Source organism: Mesorhizobium sp. 128a, assembly GCF_053848025.1.
The window spans coordinates 37,583-55,702 of record NZ_JBSPKY010000008.1 but is presented as its reverse complement, the minus strand read 5'-3'; the positions used below and the strand labels follow the sequence as shown (position 1 = coordinate 55,702).

Annotated in this window: 18 protein-coding genes and 1 pseudogene; 14 read left to right on the top strand and 5 right to left on the bottom strand. The window is 62.8% G+C overall.

The genetic code is table 11. The features are described from left to right. Positions 1 to 3 precede the first annotated feature (3 nt). From tatB to ACWTU9_RS15090, 6 genes are all read left to right on the top strand, one after another. Entirely contained in the window at positions 4 to 738 is a 735-nt protein-coding gene (gene tatB, locus ACWTU9_RS15115) for a Sec-independent protein translocase protein TatB (protein ID WP_455858971.1), read from the top strand. Continuing rightward, positions 735 to 1,610, top strand: a complete 876-nt coding sequence (gene tatC, locus ACWTU9_RS15110) for a twin-arginine translocase subunit TatC (RefSeq protein WP_455858970.1) — start codon at positions 735 to 737, stop codon at positions 1,608 to 1,610. The genes tatB and tatC overlap by 4 nt, the downstream gene beginning before the upstream one ends. A 99-nt stretch (positions 1,611 to 1,709) precedes the next feature. Next, the gene (gene serS / locus ACWTU9_RS15105) at positions 1,710 to 3,014 is read left to right on the top strand and encodes a serine--tRNA ligase (RefSeq protein WP_455858969.1); all 1,305 of its coding nucleotides are present in this window, start codon (positions 1,710 to 1,712) and stop codon (positions 3,012 to 3,014) included. After that, on the top strand, positions 3,014 to 3,775 hold the full coding sequence (surE, locus tag ACWTU9_RS15100; RefSeq protein WP_455858968.1) for a 5'/3'-nucleotidase SurE: 762 nt from the start codon (positions 3,014 to 3,016) through the stop codon (positions 3,773 to 3,775). Before serS ends, surE begins: the two co-directional genes overlap by 1 nt. A 26-nt stretch (positions 3,776 to 3,801) precedes the next feature. Then, positions 3,802 to 4,455, top strand: a complete 654-nt coding sequence (locus ACWTU9_RS15095; RefSeq protein ID WP_455858967.1) for a protein-L-isoaspartate(D-aspartate) O-methyltransferase — start codon at positions 3,802 to 3,804, stop codon at positions 4,453 to 4,455. Positions 4,456 to 4,693: 238 nt separating this feature from the next. Further along, the gene (locus ACWTU9_RS15090; protein ID WP_455858966.1) at positions 4,694 to 6,196 is read left to right on the top strand and encodes a peptidoglycan DD-metalloendopeptidase family protein; all 1,503 of its coding nucleotides are present in this window, start codon (positions 4,694 to 4,696) and stop codon (positions 6,194 to 6,196) included. Positions 6,197 to 6,312: 116 nt separating this feature from the next. Here ACWTU9_RS15090 and ACWTU9_RS15085 read toward each other — a convergent pair whose 3' ends face one another. After that, positions 6,313 to 7,188 (bottom strand): ATP-binding protein, encoded by an 876-nt coding sequence (locus ACWTU9_RS15085; protein ID WP_455858965.1) that lies wholly within the window; start codon positions 7,186 to 7,188, stop codon positions 6,313 to 6,315. Between the two features lie 270 nt (positions 7,189 to 7,458). Here ACWTU9_RS15085 and yajC point away from each other — a divergent pair, with 270 nt between their 5' ends. From yajC to ACWTU9_RS15050, 7 genes are all read left to right on the top strand, one after another. Beyond that, positions 7,459 to 7,806: a preprotein translocase subunit YajC gene (gene yajC / locus ACWTU9_RS15080; protein WP_454574209.1), complete on the top strand. Its 348-nt coding sequence runs from the start codon at positions 7,459 to 7,461 to the stop codon at positions 7,804 to 7,806. A gap of 52 nt (positions 7,807 to 7,858) precedes the next feature. Further along, the gene (locus ACWTU9_RS15075) at positions 7,859 to 8,959 is read left to right on the top strand and encodes a SecDF P1 head subdomain-containing protein (protein WP_455858964.1); all 1,101 of its coding nucleotides are present in this window, start codon (positions 7,859 to 7,861) and stop codon (positions 8,957 to 8,959) included. Between the two features lie 185 nt (positions 8,960 to 9,144). Then, entirely contained in the window at positions 9,145 to 11,694 is a 2,550-nt protein-coding gene (gene secDF / locus ACWTU9_RS15070; protein WP_455858963.1) for a protein translocase subunit SecDF, read from the top strand. 11 nt (positions 11,695 to 11,705) lie between these two features. Beyond that, positions 11,706 to 12,095, top strand: coding sequence for an Mth938-like domain-containing protein (locus ACWTU9_RS15065; RefSeq protein WP_455858962.1), 390 nt, complete (start codon positions 11,706 to 11,708; stop codon positions 12,093 to 12,095). A 25-nt stretch (positions 12,096 to 12,120) separates the two neighbouring features. Next, positions 12,121 to 12,942 (top strand): phytoene/squalene synthase family protein, encoded by an 822-nt coding sequence (locus ACWTU9_RS15060; RefSeq protein WP_455859141.1) that lies wholly within the window; start codon positions 12,121 to 12,123, stop codon positions 12,940 to 12,942. 76 nt (positions 12,943 to 13,018) lie between these two features. Then, a complete protein-coding gene (locus ACWTU9_RS15055; protein WP_455858961.1) occupies positions 13,019 to 13,453 on the top strand; it encodes a hypothetical protein in 435 nt (144 codons plus the stop codon). Continuing rightward, the gene (locus ACWTU9_RS15050; protein WP_455858960.1) at positions 13,453 to 14,403 is read left to right on the top strand and encodes a sterol desaturase family protein; all 951 of its coding nucleotides are present in this window, start codon (positions 13,453 to 13,455) and stop codon (positions 14,401 to 14,403) included. Before ACWTU9_RS15055 ends, ACWTU9_RS15050 begins: the two co-directional genes overlap by 1 nt. A 5-nt stretch (positions 14,404 to 14,408) precedes the next feature. Here the strand turns inward: ACWTU9_RS15050 and trmFO are convergent, their stop codons facing one another. Then, positions 14,409 to 15,827 carry a methylenetetrahydrofolate--tRNA-(uracil(54)-C(5))-methyltransferase (FADH(2)-oxidizing) TrmFO gene (trmFO, locus tag ACWTU9_RS15045; RefSeq protein ID WP_455858959.1) on the bottom strand — a complete coding sequence of 473 codons (1,419 nt, stop codon included), beginning with the start codon at positions 15,825 to 15,827 and terminating at the stop codon, positions 14,409 to 14,411. Positions 15,828 to 15,909: 82 nt separating this feature from the next. On the opposite strand from trmFO, the pseudogene ACWTU9_RS15040 reads away from it, so the two are divergent. Beyond that, positions 15,910 to 16,059 (top strand): annotated as a pseudogene (locus ACWTU9_RS15040) (Rrf2 family transcriptional regulator); the annotation flags it as partial. On the opposite strand, the gene ACWTU9_RS15035 reads toward ACWTU9_RS15040, so the two are convergent. From ACWTU9_RS15035 to ACWTU9_RS15025, 3 genes are all read right to left on the bottom strand, one after another. Next, on the bottom strand, positions 16,042 to 17,070 hold the full coding sequence (locus ACWTU9_RS15035; protein ID WP_455858958.1) for a mechanosensitive ion channel family protein: 1,029 nt from the start codon (positions 17,068 to 17,070) through the stop codon (positions 16,042 to 16,044). The pseudogene ACWTU9_RS15040 and the gene ACWTU9_RS15035 overlap by 18 nt on opposite strands. A 69-nt stretch (positions 17,071 to 17,139) precedes the next feature. Continuing rightward, entirely contained in the window at positions 17,140 to 17,562 is a 423-nt protein-coding gene (locus ACWTU9_RS15030) for a cupin domain-containing protein (protein WP_454587729.1), read from the bottom strand. Positions 17,563 to 17,629: 67 nt separating this feature from the next. Beyond that, positions 17,630 to 18,109, bottom strand: coding sequence for a carboxymuconolactone decarboxylase family protein (locus ACWTU9_RS15025; RefSeq protein ID WP_455858957.1), 480 nt, complete (start codon positions 18,107 to 18,109; stop codon positions 17,630 to 17,632). Positions 18,110 to 18,120 lie beyond the last annotated feature (11 nt).

The following is an 18,120-nucleotide window of genomic DNA, read 5'->3' as shown; positions in this document are numbered from 1 at the left end:
GCCATGTTTGAAGTCGGCTGGACCGAAATGCTGGTGATCGCGATCGTCATGATCGTGGTCGTCGGGCCCAAGGATTTGCCAAATATGCTGCGCACCTTCGGCCGCACGACGGCGAAGCTGCGCGCGATGGCCTCCGATTTCCAGAAACAGTTCAACGAGGCGCTGAAGGAAGCCGAACTCGACGACGTCAAGAAGTCGGTCGATACGCTCAGGAGCCTCAATCCGGCGGCCGAGATCCGCAAGCAGCTCAATCCATTCGAACAGGCGGCAGCCGACGTGCGCTCCGGCGTCGATGCGGTGATGAAGCCGAAGCCAGCGGTTGATCCCTCAACGCCGGCGGCAGAGACCCCGCAGGCAGCGGAGCCGCTCAAGAACGGCGCGACGGTGATGCCAGGTGTCAACGGACCGGATACAGCGCCGGCTGCGCCGATCTTTCCGGCCATGACCGACGAGTCCGTGGTTACGCCGGCTGTTGCAACAGCAACGCCCCAAAAAGCGCCTTCAAAGACGGCAGCAACGGCCAAGCAAGCCAAGGCGCCGGCAACCACGATGGCGGCATCCAAGACAGCACCGGCAAAGGCTGCACCGGCGGCCAAATCCTCTGCCAAGTCGCCAGCAGCGACCGCCAAGGTGGCGCCGGCAAAGGCCGCCAAATCAGTTGCTGCTACAAAGGCTGACCCAAAGCCTGCCCCAGCCAAAAAGCCGGCAGCCAGGAAGACGGCGGGAGCCGCCAAGTGAGCATTTCGGACACCGAAAAGGACGAGATCGAAAAGTCGTCGGCTCCGCTGATGGAGCATCTGATCGAACTGCGGCGGCGGCTGATCTGGTCGATCGGCGGCTTCTTCGTCGCTTTCCTCGTCTGCTTCTTCTTTGCCAAAAAGCTGTTCAACCTTTTGGTCATCCCCTTCAAATGGGCGACGCAATGGGCAGGGCTCGATCCGCACAAGGTCGAACTGATCTATACAGCGCCGCAGGAATTCTTCTTCACGCAGGTCAAGCTCGCCATGTTCGGCGGCATGGTCATCGCCTTTCCGCTGATCGCCACGCAGATCTATAAATTCATCGCGCCCGGCCTCTACAAGAACGAACGCAACGCCTTCCTGCCGTTCCTGATCGCCTCTCCGATCCTGTTCCTGATGGGCGCGTCGCTGGTCTATTTCTTCTTCACGCCGATGGTGATGTGGTTCTTCCTCGCCATGCAACAGGCCGGCACCGACGACCAGGTGCAGATTTCGCTGCTGCCAAAAGTGTCGGAATATCTCAGCCTGATCATGACGCTGATCTTCTCCTTCGGCCTGGTGTTCCAGCTGCCGGTGGTGACCAGCCTGATGACGCGCGTCGGCATGCTGTCGTCGAAGGCGCTGGCCGAAAAGCGCAAATGGGCGATCGTCATCGCCTTCGTCGTCGCGGCCGTGCTGACGCCGCCGGATCCGATGAGCCAGATCGGCTTGGCTATCCCGACCATCCTGCTTTACGAGGTTTCGATCTGGGCGGCCCGGTTCATCGAGCGCGACCAGGTCAAGCAGAAGCTGGCGCGCGAAAAGCAGGAAGCTGCCGAAGCGGTGGCCGAAAAAGCAGCGAAGGCGTCCTCAACGCAGGCTCCTTCCTAGGCCGGCGCTTTCGCTAGCGGAAAAACGCGACAGTCGCCGTCTTGCATCGATCAAGGATGCGGTTTACCCCCTCAGACCTTACCTGAGGACGGACCAACCATGCTTGACATCAAATGGATTCGCGACAACCCGAAGGCCCTTGTCGAGGCGTTGGCCAAGCGCTCGTGGTCGGCTGACGAGGCGCAGTCCACGGTCGACGAGTTGATCAAGAAGGACGAAGCGCGGCGCGAGCACGTCACCGAGCTGCAGACCAAGCAGGAGCGCCGCAACGCCGCCTCCAAGGAGATTGGCAACGCCATGCGCTCGGGCGACGCGGCACTCGCCGAGAAGCTCAAGGCCGAAGTCGGTGACATCAAGACCTTCATCCAGAATGGCGAGGCGCGCGAACGCGAGCTCGACAAGGCGCTGAACGACGCGCTTGCGGTGCTGCCCAATGTCCCGCTCGACGATGTCCCGGTCGGCAAAGACGAGCATGACAATGTCGTCAAACACATTATCGGCAAGGCGCCGACGCGGCCGAACTGGGTGAAGGAGCATTTCGAAATCGGTGAAGCGCTCGGCATGATGGATTTCGAGCGTGCGGCAAAGCTGTCAGGCTCGCGCTTCACTGTGCTGAAGAGCGGGCTGGCGCGGATGGAGCGCGCCATCGGCCAGTTCATGCTCGATTTGCACACGACCGAGCACGGCTATGAGGAAATCATCCCGCCACTGATGGTCAAGGACGAAGTCCTGTTCGGCACCAACCAGCTGCCGAAATTCGAGGACGATCTGTTCTTCACGCCGCATGGCGATGGCCGGCTGGGTCTGATCCCCACTGCCGAAGTGCCGCTCACCAATCTTGTGCGCGAGGAAATCACGGCGCATGAAAAACTGCCGCTGCGCTATACAGCGTTGACGCCGTGCTTCCGCTCGGAAGCGGGTTCGGCCGGGCGTGACACACGCGGCATGCTGCGCCAGCACCAGTTCTACAAGGTCGAGCTGGTATCGATCACCGACCAGGAGTCTTCGCTCGCCGAGCACGAGCGGATGACCCAATGCGCCGAAGAAGTGTTGAAGCGGCTGGAGCTGCCGTTCCGCACCGTGGTGCTGTGTACCGGAGACATGGGCTTTGGCGCGCGCAAGACCTACGACATCGAAGTCTGGCTGCCCGGCCAGAATGCCTACCGCGAAATCTCGTCCTGTTCGGTCTGCGGCGATTTCCAGGCCCGGCGCATGGATGCCCGCTACAAGGACCGGGACGGCAAGGGCAATCGCTTCGTCCATACGCTGAACGGTTCGGGCACCGCTGTTGGCCGCGCTCTCATAGCTGTCATCGAAAACTACCAGAATGAGGATGGCAGCGTAACCATTCCTGAAGCGCTGCGGCCTTATATGGGTGGTCTGGCGAAGATCGAATCGAAATAATGCGCATTCTTCTGACCAATGATGACGGCATCCATGCCGAGGGCCTGGCGTCGCTCGAACGCATCGCCCGCACGCTGTCGGACGATGTCTGGGTGGTGGCGCCGGAGCAGGACCAGTCGGGCTATGCGCATTCGCTGTCGATCTCGGAGCCGCTCCGGCTGCGCAAGATCGGCGAAAAACATTATGCCGTGCGCGGCACGCCGACCGACTGCGTCATCATGGGCGTCAAGAAGATCCTGCCCGGCGGGCCTGACCTGATCCTGTCGGGCGTCAATTCCGGCGCCAACATCGCCGACGACGTCACTTATTCGGGCACAGTTGCCGGCGCCATGGAAGGCGCGCTGCTCGGCATCCGCTCGATCGCGCTCAGCCAGGGCTATTCCTATGTCGGCGAGGATCGTGTCGTTCCCTACGAGACCACCGAGACGCTAGCGCCGGCGCTGCTGAAAAAGCTCGTGGCCATGCCGCTGCCGGACGGCGTGCTGCTCAACGTCAATTTTCCGAACTGCCTGCCTGACGAGGTCGCCGGCACGGTCGTCACCTCGCAAGGCAAGCTGGTGCACAGCCTGTGGGTCGACGAACGCCGCGACGGGCGCGGCCTGCCTTACTACTGGCTGCGCTTCGGCCGCGAGCCGGTCGAGGGCAAGCAAGGCACCGATCTCCACGCTTTGCGCAACCGGCTGGTGTCGGTAACGCCGCTGCAACTCGACCTCACTGCGCATGAAATCCGTGACCAATTGACCAAGGCTCTGTCTGATTAAGGCTTTGGCATGAACAAGGTTTTTGCATGAACTTGCCGCTCGACGACCGCGAGGGTTTTGCCGCTTTCCTGCTGCGCCTGCGTGGTCGCGGCGCGGTGCCGAAGGCACTGATCGCGGCCTTCGAGGCGACGCCGCGGCGCGGCTTCCTCAACGGACAGTACCATTCCATCGCCTGGTCGGATGGCATGCTGCCGATCGAGTGCGGTGAGGCGATTGAGGGCGCCGACCTGCAGGCGGCGGTGATTGCCGCCTTGGCAATAGAGTCGGGCAACCGGGTGCTCGAAATCGGCACTGGTTCGGGCTACACGGCGGCGGTAATGTCGCGGCTGGCGGCGCGCATCGTCAGCATCGACCGCTACAAGACGCTGGCCGAGCAGGCCAGGCAGCGCTTCGAAGCGCTCGGCATCGGCAATGTCATCGTGCGCCAGGCCGACGGTTCCAACGGGCTCGCCAATGAAGGGCCGTTCGACCGCATCGTCGCCTGGGCGGCCTTCGATAACCTGCCGCGCTTCCTGCTCGACCAGCTGTCGAGCGGCGGCATCGTCATTGCGCCGATCGGGCCGGAGGAGGGCGAGCAGGTGCTTGCCAAGCTGACCAAGGTCGGCAGCCGTTTCGAGCGCGAGGATATCGGCACGGTGCGTCTGCAGCCGATCCTGCGCAGCGTCGCCGCGGTGATCTGATCCGCGCGCCTCGCGCAGAATTCTGCACCGCTGCACTCCACTCCAACAGTTATGGCATGGATCCCAGGGTCTTCGCGACGGCGCTTTGCGCCTGCGTCGCCCAGGGATGACGTTGATGAAAGTGCCATAGAAAATGTTTTAAGAAAATTTGCGTCTGATTCTATGGGGTTAACTCGCCAGTAACATTAACGCGCTTTAATCATGACCAGTGTGTACCGGGTCTGTGCGGGTTAGTGCGATGCAATTCAGTGTTTTGAAGGCAAACGGGCGTACTCTGTCGCGGGGTTGCGCTGTTCTCATGCTAGCCGGAGTGGCGGCGGGGTGTAGCTCCCAGGCCTCGCGGTTCAATGGTGTCGACGACGTCTTCACCTCTTCGACCAACAACCAGCGCGCCATTATCGACAAGCAGAGCACTGCGCAGCCCTATCCGGGCGATGTGGCGCCCGCACCGATCGCCGCCGCGCCCGTCGATGGCAGCCATAGCCAGTCGGTCAGCCGTTCCAGCCTGGAGCCGGTCACCGTCCAGGAGCTGCCGCCACCGAGCCAGCCGACGGCGGCCCCGATGCGCACCGCTTCCGCGCCGGCGCTTGCGCCCGCACCGCATGTCGACCGGACCATGACGACCGGCACCGTTCAGCCGGCAAGGCCGTTCAAGAATGCTGGTGAGTCCGATGCGACGAGACCGGCTGTTGCCGGCACGCCGCATGCGACCGAGATCGTGGTCAGGGACGGCGAGACCATGTCCGGCATCGCCCAGCACTATCACGTGCCGGCCGACGTGATCATGAAGGTCAACGGCTTAAGCGCCACCAAAGGATTGAAGACCGGCCAGAAGCTGGTCATCCCGGCCTATGCCTATTCGAGCAAGGGTACCGAACCGAAACTTGCCGACGGCAAGCCGGCGAAGAGCCCCAAGGCGCCGGCGCCGGAGAAGGTCGCCGTGCTGCCGCAGCAGCCGAAACTCAAGGACAGCAAATCCGCGGCGCAGGTGGACGCTTCGGCGGCCGCGAACAAGCCGAAGACCGACAAGCCAGCGTCGACGGCTGCGGCCGCGCCGAGTGCCGGCACCTATACGGTCCAGTCAGGCGACACGATGTCCTCCATCGCCAGGAAGACCGGCGTCGGCGTCGTGGCGCTCAAGCAGGCCAACGGCATGAAGGACGGGTTGCTCAAGATCGGCCAGACGCTGAAGGTCCCGGCCGGCGGGACCGCGACTGTTGCGGCCGCCAAGCCGGCCAAGGTCGATCCGGTGACGACGGCGACCACCCAGCCGGCGGCGAAGCCGACGGAGACGCTCGCCACCTACACGCCGCCGAAGAAGGACGCCAAGGTCATCCAGCAGGCCGAGGACGACGACGCTGTCGCGCCGGATGCCACCGGCATCGGCAAGATGCGCTGGCCGGTGCGCGGCCGTGTGATCTCCAGCTTTGGCGGCGGCAAGGACGGTGTCGACATCGCCGTGCCGGAAGGGACGCCGGTCAAGGCGGCCGAAAACGGCGTCGTCATCTATGCCGGCGACGGCCTCAAGGAATTCGGCAACACGGTGCTGGTGCGTCACGAAAACGGTCTGGTCACAGTCTACGGCCACGCCAGTTCGATCGAGGTTCAGCGCGGCCAGAAGGTCAAGCGCGGCCAGGAAATCGCGCTGTCGGGCATGAGCGGCACCACCGACTCGCCGAAACTGCACTTCGAAGTGCGCAAGAACTCGGCTCCGGTCGATCCGTCTGGTTACCTCGAATAGAGCGGGCGATCTCGAATAGAACAATAAAAGATTGCAGGCCGTCTGACCTCCAGTCCGGCCCGCCGGCTCAGCCCGCTCCGCAAGGGGCGGGCTTTTTCAGCTTTGCCGGATCGACGTCAGTCGTTGAGCGGCTTGCCGAGGCGGCCGGCGAGGTCCTGGGTGAACTGCCAGGCGACGCGGCCCGAGCGGCTGCCGCGCGTTGTCGCCCATTCCAGCGCTTCGGCGCGCAGTTGTTCCGGGTCGATGGTGAGCCCGTGATGGCTGGCATAGCCATTGACCATGTCGAGGTATTCGTCCTGCGAACATTTGTGGAAGCCAAGCCACAAGCCGAAACGATCGGACAGGGAAACCTTTTCCTCGACCGCCTCGGACGGATTGATGGCGGTCGAGCGCTCATTGTCGATCATGTCGCGCGGCAACAGGTGCCGGCGGTTCGACGTCGCATAGAAGATGACGTTGGCCGGGCGGCCCTCGACGCCGCCTTCGAGGGCTGCCTTCAGCGACTTGTAGGACGTGTCGTCATGATCGAATGAGAGATCGTCGCAAAACAGGATGAAGCGGAAGGGCGCCGCCTTCAACTGGCCCATCAGCCTGGGCAGCGTATCGATGTCCTCGCGGTGGATCTCGATCAGTTTGAGCGGCAGGTCGGATTTGGCTTTGGCGTTGATCTCGGCATGCACGGCCTTGACCAGCGAGGATTTGCCCATGCCGCGCGCGCCCCACAACAACACATTGTTGGCGGCGTGGCCGGCGGCGAAGCGCTCGGTGTTTTCGACCAGAATGTCGCGCACGCGATCGACGCCGCGGATCAGGCCGATGTCGACGCGGTTGACCTTGCGCACCGGCTCGAGATAGCCGGGATCGGCCTGCCAGACGAAGCAGTCGGCCACGGCAAGATCGGTCTGCGGCACTGTTGGCGGGGCGAGGCGGGTGACCGCCTCGATCAGGCGGTCGAGCTTTTCGTTCAGGGCCTCGATGGTGCTGTCGGTCATGTCTCGGTCTTTTGTTTGTCCTGCACGAACGTGCGGAGCGGAAATCGTCCTGATCCGGGCGAGATAGAAACGGGTTCCAAGCTTTTGTTTGAGCATGATCTTTTGCGAAAACCACGCCCGCTATCCGGGAGCATGCTCTAACACGGGTCAACCGGCCGGAAAAGCAGCCGAAAGCCGGGCCGTCCAGTTGCATTGGCAACTTTACCCACTATATTCCGGCCAAATTTGGCGAGGCCGCCTTATGGCCTCCTTCGTAACCAGGAGTTCTTGATGTTCGTCACACCGGCATACGCCCAAGCCACCGGAACTCCGCTTGGTCCGTTCGGGGATATCGGCATGATACTCCCGTTCGTGCTGATCTTCGTGATCATGTATTTCCTCATCATCCGGCCGCAGCGTGCTCAGCTGAAGAAGCGCCAGGAGATGATCTCGGCAATTCGCCGTGGCGACACGGTCATCACCGGCGGCGGTTTTGTCGGCAAGGTGACCAAGGTGATCGACGACCATGAGCTTGAGATCGACCTCGGCGGCGGCACCAAGGTGACGGCGCTGCGCTCGACGATTGCCGATGTGCGGGTCAAGGGCGAGCCGGTGGCGAACCAGAACGCCAAGAAGTAGGTCCAGAACAGAACCGGATTTCGGGGCAGGGTCGACCAACGGGCAACGCCACATGCGGTTTTCGCGCCTTACGAAGATCCTGATCTGGCTGGCGGTTGCGGTCGTGGTGGTGTTCGGCGTGCTGCTTGGCGCGCGCTCCCTGAAGCCGGCCGGCACGCTCGACGATCTTCTTGCCTGGCTGCCCAAACGGCACGCGAGCTTTGAGCAGCTGGGCGGTTCGCAGTTGCTGCTCGAGGTGGATAAGGACGAGCTGATCAAGTCTCGTCTCGAGACGGTGCTTGCCGACATTCGCACGCTGCTGCGCGACGCTCGGGTCGGTTACAAGGGGCTTGGTCAGTCGGGCCGCGAGGCACATCTCGAGATTAGAGATCCAGCACAAGTCGACGCCGCCAAGGCGGCCCTGAAGGTATTCACCGATCCGGTCGCCGGGGATAATCCGGTCAAGGAGATGCTGCTTGATGAGCCGGAACCGGGACTGCTCAGGCTCACGCTGACGGATGAGGGCGTGAAGCTGCGGACGTCGATGGCGTCGGCGCAATCGATGGAAGTTGTCAAACGCCGGGTCAGCGACGGCATCGGCGTTGAACCGATCTTGAAGCCGCAAGACGGTGACCGAATCCTGGTTCAGGTGCCGGGCTTACAGACGCCAGCTCGGCTTACCGACATTCTTGGGAAGCCCGGCAATTTGACCTTCCAGATGGTCGATACGACGATGTCGGTACAGGACGCCATCAATGGCCGCCCGCCGGCAGGCTCTTCGGTGCTTTATTCGCAGGATGATCCGCCGGTCCCATACCTTGTCGAAAACCGCGTCATTGTTTCCGGCGAAAGCATCGTCAATGCTCAGGCAACCTACGGCTCGGCTATGAATGAGCCGGTTGTATCGTTCACCTTCGACTCCAAGGGCAAGACGCGTTTTGCCCAGGCGACTTCACAGAATGTCGGTAGGCCCTTTGCAATAATCCTCGACGATCACGTGATTTCGGCGCCCATTGTCCGCGAACCTATCCTTGGCGGCTCCGGTCAGATATCGGGCAACTTCACCAAGGAGAGCGCGAACGATCTAGCCCTGCTTCTGCGTTCGGGTCCGATGCCGGCAAAGCTCAATATAGTCGAGGTACGTACGATAGCGCCGGGCGGCGTTCAGAATTAGAATAAGGCCGGATAGCAACCAATTGCCGCCGCAACCGATCCGGCGGCAGCGCCAAATTGACCTTGACGCGCTCGACAATCGACGATGTGCAGGTTAAGGGCGAGCCAGCGGCGAACCAGAACGCCAAGAAATAACCGAATTGTCGGCGGAACGATCCGCCGTTACGCCCTGACGGACAACGCCATATGCTGTATTTTTCGCGCGTGAAGATGATCCTGATCTGGCTGGCCGTGGCCGCCACGTTCATCTTGGCCGCGCCCAATCTCTTCCCTGCCGGCACATTGGCCCGGCTGCCCAGCTGGGTGCCGAAGCGGCAGATGACGCTTGGCCTCGATCTGCAGGGCGGCTCGCATATCCTCTTGCAGATGGATCAGAACGATCTGGTCAAGGCGCAGCTGGAGACCACGCGCGACGAAATCCGCACACTGCTGCGCGATGCCAAGGTGGGCTACACCGGGCTTGGCGGTACCGGCAGGACCGTGCAGGTGCGCATCACCGACCCGGCCCAGATCGATGCCGCCAAGACGGCGCTGCAGCCGCTGACGGCTCCTGTTGCCGCCGGCCTGTTCACCGGCGGTTCCATCCAGGAAATGTCGCTGGACGATTCCGAAGCCGGCCTGCTCAAATTCACCGTCACCGACGCCGGCATCAAATACCGCACCTCGGCCGCATTGGCGCAATCGATCGAAGTCGTCGAGCGTCGCGTCAACGAACTCGGCACCACCGAGCCGATCGTGCAGCGGCAGGGCGACGACCGTGTGCTCGTCCAGGTGCCGGGCCTGCAGGATCCGCAAAGGCTGAAGGAGATCATCGGCCAGACCGCCAAGATGACCTTCCAGATGGTCGATACGTCGATGTCGGTGCAGGATGCGCTGAATGGCCGCCCGCCGGCAGGCTCGTCAGTGCTTTATTCGCAGGACGATCCGCCGGTTCCGTATCTGGTCGAGAACCGCGTCATCGTTTCGGGCGAGGATCTCGCCAAGGCGACGGCAACCTACAATTCGCAGACCAACGAGCCGGTGGTTTCGTTCACCTTCAATTCGCGCGGCGCGACCCGGTTCGGCCAGGCGACGCAGCAGAATGTCGGCAAGCCATTCGCCATCATCCTCGACAACCAGGTGATTTCGGCGCCGGTGATCCGCGAACCGATCCTCGGTGGCAGCGGCCAGATTTCCGGGAATTTCACCGCCGAAAGCGCCAACGACCTCGCGGTGCTGCTGCGCGCCGGCGCTCTGCCGGCAAAGCTCACCGTGATCGAAGAGCGCACCGTGGGCCCGGGCCTCGGCCAGGATTCGATCCATGCCGGCAAGGTCGCCGGTATCATCGGCTCCATCCTCGTCGTCGCCTTCATGTTCGTGGCTTACGGCTTCCTTGGCTTTCTCGCCAATATTGCGCTCGCCGTCCATGTGGCGATGATCGTCGGGCTTTTGTCGCTGCTTGGCGCGACGCTGACCTTGCCCGGTATTGCCGGTATCGTGCTGACCATCGGTATGGCGGTCGATTCCAACGTGCTGATCTATGAGCGCATCCGCGAGGAGCGACGGCTTGGCCGCTCGGTGATCCAGGCGATCGACACCGGCTTCACCAAAGCGCTGGCGACGATCGTCGATTCCAACGTGACGTCGCTGATCGCCACCGTGGTGCTGTTTTATCTCGGCACTGGTCCGGTCAAGGGTTTTGCCATCACATATGCGATCGGCATCCTGACCACGGTGTTCACCGCCTTCACCTTCACCCGTCTGCTGGTGTCGATCTGGCTGCGCCGCGCCCGTCCGAAGGAATTGCCGCGCGCGCCGGTGACCTTCATCCCGCCGGGCACGAAAATCCCGTTCATGGGTATTCGCCGCTGGACATTCGCGTTGTCGAGCGCGTTGTCGATCCTGTCGGTCGTCGGCTTCCTGACCCTTGGCATCAACTACGGCATCGACTTCAAGGGCGGTTCGATCATCGAGGTGCAGTCCAAGTCCGGCGACGCAAATCTTGGCGATATCAGAAGCCGGCTGTCGGAACTCAACATCGGCGAGGTGCAGGTGCAGCAGTTCGGCGCCCCCAATGACGTGCTGATCCGCGTCGGCACCCAGGATGGCGGCGAGAACGCCGAGCAGACCGTCATCGACAAGGTGCGCGGCGAGCTGCAGGATACCTATGATTTCCGTCGCGTCGAAGTGGTGGGGCCGACGGTTTCCGGCGAACTGGCCAAGCAAGGTACTCTCGCCATGCTGATCGCGCTGATCGGTATCCTGGTCTATGTCTGGTTCCGCTTCGAATGGCAGTTCGCCGTGGGCGCCATCGTGGCGACAGTGCATGATGTGGTGATGACGCTGGGCTTCTTCGTCATCACCGGGCTTGAGTTCAACCAATCGTCGCTGGCGGCGATCCTGACCATTATCGGCTATTCGCTCAACGACACGATCGTCGTCTATGACCGCGTCCGCGAGGATCTGCGAAAATACAAGAAGATGCCGCTGCCGCAGTTGTTGAACAACGCCATCAACGAGACGCTGTCGAGAACGACGCTGACCTCGGTGACGACGATCCTGGCGCTGCTGGCGCTGGTGCTGTTTGGCGGCGAAGTGATCCGCTCGTTCACGATGGCGATGCTGTTCGGTGTCGTCTTTGGCACCTATTCGTCGATCTTTATTGCCGCGCCGCTGCTGATCCTGTTCCGGCTCAGGCCGCAGGCGACGGCCGACGAGGAGAAGCCGGTTGGTGGCGGCAAGGCCGTGGCGACCTGACGGCCACTCACGTGGCAAAAGGCATCGTCATTCGCGAAGCGCATTTCCCCGGACGCGCGCCGATCGAGGCCTATGGCAATGGCGGCTTTCGCTTCGCCGACATGTCGCATCGCGGCTCGCTTCTGTGCCTGCCCTCCGGCATCCATGGCTGGGAGCCGGCCGATCCGCTGGCGCTGTCGGCGGCGGATTTTGACCTGCTGCTGGCCGAGGCCAGCAAGGTCGAGATCCTGCTGGTCGGCACTGGCAAGGATTTGCGGCCCTTGCCGGCAGCACTTCGGGCGGCCCTGAAAGCGGCCGGAATTGCCTCCGACCCGATGTCGACAGGAGCGGCGGTGCGGACCTACAATGTGCTGCTTGCCGAAGACCGCGCCGTGGCTGCAGCGCTCATCGCCGTCGACTGACGTGACCGGCGTCGCCAACATCGTCATGGAGGCGGTGCGCGCCGGCGACCATGACCGCTATGTCAGCGCACTCTACGCACCGGCCGACAAGCGCGAAGCCTTGTTCTCGCTGTACGCCTTCAATGCCGAGATCGCATCGATTCGTGATCGTATCCATGAGGCGCTGCCTGGCGAAGTGCGGCTGCAATGGTGGCGCGACGTCATCGCCACTGAGGCAGCAGTCTCCGGCAACCCGCTTGCCGACGCGTTGAAGGCGACTATCTCCGCCCATGGGCTGCCGAAAGCTGCTTTCGACAACATGCTCGAAGCCCGCATCTTCGACCTCTACGACGATCCGATGCCGTCGCGTACCGATCTCGAAGGCTATTGCGGCGAGACGGCGGCGGCGCTGATCCAACTGGCGGCAATGGTGCTTGATCCCGTCGAGGCGCCGCGTTTTGCCGAACTGGCGGGCAGGGCCGGCTGCGCCCAGGCGATGACAGGCCTGTTGCTGCTGTTGCCGCTGCATCGCCGGCGCGGGCAATGCTTCGTGCCGGCCGATCTTCTGGCGGCAGCGGGCTCGTCGCCGGAAGAGTTTGTCAGCGGCGATGGCGGACCAGGTGCTGCGCGGGCGGTGGCCGCGATGGTGGCGCTGGCACAGGAGCATCTCAGCGCTTTCGAGAAGGGGGCGTCGGCGCTGCCGGAGACGCTGCGCCCGGCGTTTCTGCCGCTTGCCTTGACCCGCGCCTATCTCGGCAAGATGGCGAGCGGCCGTAGCGCGCCGCTAGCGGGCACGGCACGGCTTTCGGCTCTGCGCCGGCACTGGCTGCTCTTCAGGCGCGCGACGCGCGGCGGGCCAACCATTTGACGTAAACGTCAATCGTGCTAGGACTCCGTTGGACTGAAATTGCCGCCGAAGACGCGGCCGGTCCGGAGGAGATTCCATGAGCCTGCCTGTGCTGGTCGCCCTCGTCACTGTCGGCATTGCGCTGTCGGTGCTGGCGGTGCATTTCACCGGCGGCAGCAAGATTGCGACGCTTGCCGGCGCCGATCAGGCGCTCAGCCGATTTGCCGATGATTTTCCTGACGAAAAGGTGGCGGCGGTGCGCCTGACGGCGGATGGCAGGACGGCATTCCTCGATCTCGGTCCAGCGCACATCGGCATCGTGCACAGCGTCGGCGACTGCTTTTTGACCCGGATCGTCACGCCGCACGATATCAGCGCGCTTGACCTCGACGAAGCCGGCGTGATCTCGCTCAGGCTCGCCGATTTCACTTGGAAAGGCGGCCGGTTCGCCTTCGCCGACAAAGCGGACGCCTGCGCGGTCGCGAAGACGCTCGGGCTGCGCAATCCAAATCTTGCCAGGGAGGCGGCGTGATGGACGACTACAATTTCCCGCAAGTGACGCAGCTTGCCATTCCATTCTTCGTAGCCGCCATCCTGATCGAGCTGTGGCTGGTGCGCACCGGTCGCGCCAAGGGATCGTTCGAAACGCGCGACACGCTGACCAGCCTGATGATGGGCACCGGCAATGTCGTTGCCGGCCTCTTGTTCGGCGTCGTTTCCTATTGGGCGTTGCTGTGGCTGTGGCAGTTCCGCTTTTTCAATCTCGGCCTGTCGGTCTGGGTGTTCCTGGCGGCCTTCCTGCTCGATGATCTGCGCTACTACGTTTACCACCGCATCGCGCACCGGGTGCGCTGGGTGTGGGCCGAGCACGTCAACCACCATTCCAGCCAGCACTACAATCTGTCGACGGCGCTCCGGCAAAGCTGGACCGGGCTGTTCACTTTCATGTTCGTTTTGCAGGCGCCGTTGGTGCTGCTCGGCTTTCATCCGGCGGTCATTGCCTTCACCTTCGGCTTCAATCTGGTCTGGCAGTTCTGGATCCACACCGAGGCGATCGGCAAGATGTGGGGCTGGTTCGAATTCATCTTCAACACGCCTTCGCATCACCGGGTCCACCACGCCACCAATCCGCGCTATCTCGACGCCAACTATGCCGGTACGCTGATCATCTGGGACCGCATGTTAGGCACTTTTGTCGAAGAGCTGGAAGAGGACCGGCCACGCTATGGCATCGTGAAAAATCTCGGCACCTTCAATCCGCTGAAAGTGGCGTTCCACGAATGGATCGGCATGTTCCGGGATGCCTTCGCGCCGAGGCTGACGCTCAGCGACCGCGTCAACTATTTGCTCAAGCCGCCGGGCTGGAGCCATGACGGGTCGCGCGAGACGTCGGAGACGCTGAAGGCGGCTTATGTCAGGCGAAATCCGGGGGAGGCGGGCAAGCCGGGGTTGCCGATGTCGGGTGCGGAGCCAGCGGAGTAGCGGGTTTACTCCGCGGCTTCGGCAGTTTCTGGTTGCGCCGGCAACCCTAGCCACTCCCGGCAATCAGCCCGCGCACGCGAGGTGATGGCGTGGCGCTTGGCAACCGTCTTGTCCTTGCCGCGCAGGCGCTTGCCTTCGGTCTTCGGCGCCTCCACCGGCGGGAACAGGCCGAAATTGACGTTCATGGGTTGGAAGGAGCGTTTGCCCGGCTCATCGTCGGAGACGATGTGGCCACCGGTTATGTGGTTGAGCAGCGCGCCGAAGGCGGTGGTGGGCGGTGGCGGCGAGGGCGCATGGCCGAGCCGCTCGGCGGCGGCGAAACGGCCGGCGAGCAGGCCGATGGCAGCGCTTTCGACATAGCCTTCGCAGCCGGTGATCTGGCCGGCAAAGCGCAGGCCGGGCCGCGATTTTAGCTGCAGCGAGGCGTCGAGCAGGGTCGGCGAATTGATATAGGTGTTGCGGTGCAGGCCGCCGAGGCGGGCGAAATCGGCGTTTTCCAGTCCCGGTATGGTGCGGAAGACGCGCACCTGCTCGGCATGCTTCAGCTTGGTCTGGAAACCGACCATGTTGTAGAGCGTGCCCAGTGCATTGTCTTGGCGCAACTGCACGACCGCATAGGCTTTGACAGTCGGATTGTGGGCATTGGTCAGCCCCATCGGCTTCATCGGCCCGTAGCGCAGCGTTTCGACGCCGCGCTCGGCCATGATCTCGATCGGCAGGCAGCCGTCGAAATAGGGCGTGCCTTCCCATTGCTTGAATTCAGTTTTCTGGCCGTCGATCAGCGCCTGTACGAAGGCGAGATATTGATCCTTGTCCATCGGGCAGTTGATGTAGTCCTTGCCGGTACCGCCAGGCCCGACCTTGTCGTAGCGCGACTGGAACCAGCAAATGTCCATGTCGATCGTGTCGAAATGGATGATCGGGGCGATGGCGTCGAAGAAGGCCAGCGCATCGGCGCCGGTTGCCTCGGCAATCGACTGGGCAAGCGAAGGCGCGGTCAGCGGGCCGGTGGCGATGATCGCCTGGTCCCATTCCGCCGTCGGCAGGCCGGGCACTTCCTCTCGCTGGATGGTGATCAGCGGGTGCGCTTCGAGCTTTTTCGTCACCGCGTCGGAGAAACCGTCGCGGTCGACGGCGAGCGCGCCGCCGGCCGGCACCTGGTTGGCGTCGCCGGCGCTCATGATCAGCGAGCCGGCCAGCCGCATTTCAGCGTGCAGCAGGCCGACGGCGTTGTTGTCGGCATCGTCGGAGCGGAAGGAGTTGGAGCAGACCAGTTCGGCCAGCCCGTCGGTCTTGTGGGCATCGGTGCCGCGCACCGGGCGCATCTCGTGCAGCACGACAGGGACGCCGGCTTCCGCCGCCTGCCATGCGGCTTCGGAGCCGGCGAGACCGCCGCCGATGATGTGGATGGGATTTTTGCTCATGAGCGCCGGAATAATCGCTTGGCTCGGCGATTGCAATTGCCGAGCGGGTTTTGGGTTTGTGAACCCACCGCGCCCGCGCCGGATGTCGCGCATCATGTGGGAAGCCGACGAGGCCTGGCGTGCAAAATTGCGCAGCGTCAGGCTTTCCGACCTCACCGCTGCCCGGGCGCAGGAGATCCCCGCAGACCTCTGGAGGAACAGCTTCGAGTGGGTGCTAGAGCGTGCCGGATGAACGCGCACGCGTGACAGGCTGCGGTGGCCGGTCCTTCATCGCGGACATTATGCCGGAATAGCTTTGCGGCGGCATCGCAAGCGACAGACCGTTCGCCTCGCAGTGCCTGTGGACAAGGTCGATCACTTCATTCCTGGCCGGTATGCGGTCACTCAGGCTTGCTACGCAGAAGAACAGATCAATCCCGATGGCCGTGGCATCGATGTCCTTGAGTGCGACGAGCGGTGCCGGCTCCTGGGCAACCCGCTTGCAGTTCCGGAGCACCGCAGACATAGCCTCCTCGATGAAGTGTGGTGTGCGCGTGGCCGCGATCCGCACAGTCAGGGTCATCATCTGCATGGGGTCGGGGCGGCGGGCATTGGTCAGGCTGAGCTTCGCCAACACGCTGTTGGGGACGACGACGATGTTGTAGGCAGCCGTCAGCAGATGCGTGGAGCGCCAGTTTGTTTCGACGACGCGTCCTTCCGTGCCGTCGCCCAGCATGATCCAGTCACCAAGAGTGTAAGGCCGCCCCAGCGTCAGCGCGATGCCGGAGAAGGCGTCACCAAGGGTGTTTTGCAGCGCAAGGCCGCCAATGATCGCAACCACGCCCGACGTTGCCGTCAGCGTTCCGATGGGCGCTCCGAAGACGAAGCCTGTTATCGATAGCGTCACGCCGAGATAAATGACAGCAACGACCAGATCCTGAAGCATGCGCGCTTCTCGCGGCCGATGTTCGAGGACGATGTAGAGGCGCACAAAGCCGACAAGCGTCCAGGCGAGGTGCGTCCACCAGAGGACGCGCGCGGACCTCGCCAAAAACGCTGCGACACCTTCCAGGTCTGTCTCCGCCACCCGGTACGGCAGGATACCGTAGAGGCAAAGCACCGCGGTCATGCCGGCGAAGAACATGATCTGGACGATCAGGCGCGCCATCGGACGCCCACGACCCTGGAAATACCACACGACGATCCCGGCAAGGCCAAGAATGTTGATCAGGACCAGAGCCAGGAAGTGATGATCGCCAAACATGGACACCGAGAGGATCTCTGAGCTTGCTGGCCCGGCCGGACGCCAAGACGGCGTCCGGCCCTGTCCGGCCTACTTGACGGGATAAGTCAGTTCTTTCTGAGCCGTATCGACCACGAAGACGGCCAGCAGCTTTGCCGGTTCCGTCTCGCTGCCGTTCTCACTCACGCTGTGGCGATCGCCCGGCAGCTCCGAAAAGCTCTCTCCGGCCTTGTAGACCGTGGCCGGGCCGTCATTGACCTGGCTGCGGATGGAGCCTTCCAGAACCGTCGCATAGATGAAGGCCGAGCTTGGATGGGTGTGCGCCTCCGAGTAGCCGCCGGGGCCATATTCGACCAGGATGCCCTTGATGCTCTTGCCGGGAACATTCGGCAGTTCATGCTCATAGACGAGCGTGACCTTGGCGGCCTTCTCGCCGGAGCGGGTCTCGGCGGCTGAGGCGGGGCCGGCCAGCGATGCGCTCGCGATGAGCGCAGCGACGATTAGCTTGATCATTTCGAAACTCCTTTTTGATCTCCGTTTGCGGCCGGGCGCCGCACCGATTGATGCCTGAGGAAGGGGTTTAGTTCAGGCCGGCCTTGTCGAGGCCATAGAACTTGTCCGCGGAGCCGGGCACGGCCTTGAAGGCGACGCTGAGGCGGTTCCAGGCATTGATGTTCGTGATCGAGAAGGTCAGGTCGGAGATTTCCTTTTCCGCCAGCTGCCCGCGCACACGCTCATAGATTTCGTCCGGAATACCGCCTTCGGGAAGTTTGGTGACGGCTTCGGTCCAGGCAAGCGCCGCGCGTTCACGGGGAATGAAAAGGGTCGATTCCCGCCAGACAGCGACATGGTAAAGCCGCAGCTCGCTCTCGCCGTGGATCTTTGCTTCCTTGACATGCATGTCGAGGCAGAAGGCGCACCCATTGATCTGCGATGCCCGGATATGGACGAGATAGCGGATTTTCTCCTCGATGGCGCTCTGTGCCTCCGCCATGCTGAGGTCGGAAAGTTTCTTGAACAGCTCGGGCGATTGTTGGGCTGCGTTCAGGCGCTGTGTCATTGCTTGTCCCT

Coding starts and splice junctions, on each gene's coding strand:
- tatB (WP_455858971.1), top strand. CDS start 4: ATGTTTGAAGTCGGCTGGACCGAAATGCTGGTGATCGCGATCGTCATG.
- serS (WP_455858969.1), top strand. CDS start 1,710: ATGCTTGACATCAAATGGATTCGCGACAACCCGAAGGCCCTTGTCGAG.
- surE (WP_455858968.1), top strand. CDS start 3,014: ATGCGCATTCTTCTGACCAATGATGACGGCATCCATGCCGAGGGCCTG.
- ACWTU9_RS15095 (WP_455858967.1), top strand. CDS start 3,802: ATGAACTTGCCGCTCGACGACCGCGAGGGTTTTGCCGCTTTCCTGCTG.
- ACWTU9_RS15090 (WP_455858966.1), top strand. CDS start 4,694: ATGCAATTCAGTGTTTTGAAGGCAAACGGGCGTACTCTGTCGCGGGGT.
- ACWTU9_RS15085 (WP_455858965.1), bottom strand. CDS start 7,188: ATGACCGACAGCACCATCGAGGCCCTGAACGAAAAGCTCGACCGCCTG.
- yajC (WP_454574209.1), top strand. CDS start 7,459: ATGTTCGTCACACCGGCATACGCCCAAGCCACCGGAACTCCGCTTGGT.
- ACWTU9_RS15075 (WP_455858964.1), top strand. CDS start 7,859: ATGCGGTTTTCGCGCCTTACGAAGATCCTGATCTGGCTGGCGGTTGCG.
- secDF (WP_455858963.1), top strand. CDS start 9,145: ATGCTGTATTTTTCGCGCGTGAAGATGATCCTGATCTGGCTGGCCGTG.
- ACWTU9_RS15060 (WP_455859141.1), top strand. CDS start 12,121: ATGGAGGCGGTGCGCGCCGGCGACCATGACCGCTATGTCAGCGCACTC.
- ACWTU9_RS15055 (WP_455858961.1), top strand. CDS start 13,019: ATGAGCCTGCCTGTGCTGGTCGCCCTCGTCACTGTCGGCATTGCGCTG.
- ACWTU9_RS15050 (WP_455858960.1), top strand. CDS start 13,453: ATGGACGACTACAATTTCCCGCAAGTGACGCAGCTTGCCATTCCATTC.
- trmFO (WP_455858959.1), bottom strand. CDS start 15,827: ATGAGCAAAAATCCCATCCACATCATCGGCGGCGGTCTCGCCGGCTCC.
- ACWTU9_RS15035 (WP_455858958.1), bottom strand. CDS start 17,070: ATGTTTGGCGATCATCACTTCCTGGCTCTGGTCCTGATCAACATTCTT.
- ACWTU9_RS15030 (WP_454587729.1), bottom strand. CDS start 17,562: ATGATCAAGCTAATCGTCGCTGCGCTCATCGCGAGCGCATCGCTGGCC.
- ACWTU9_RS15025 (WP_455858957.1), bottom strand. CDS start 18,109: ATGACACAGCGCCTGAACGCAGCCCAACAATCGCCCGAGCTGTTCAAG.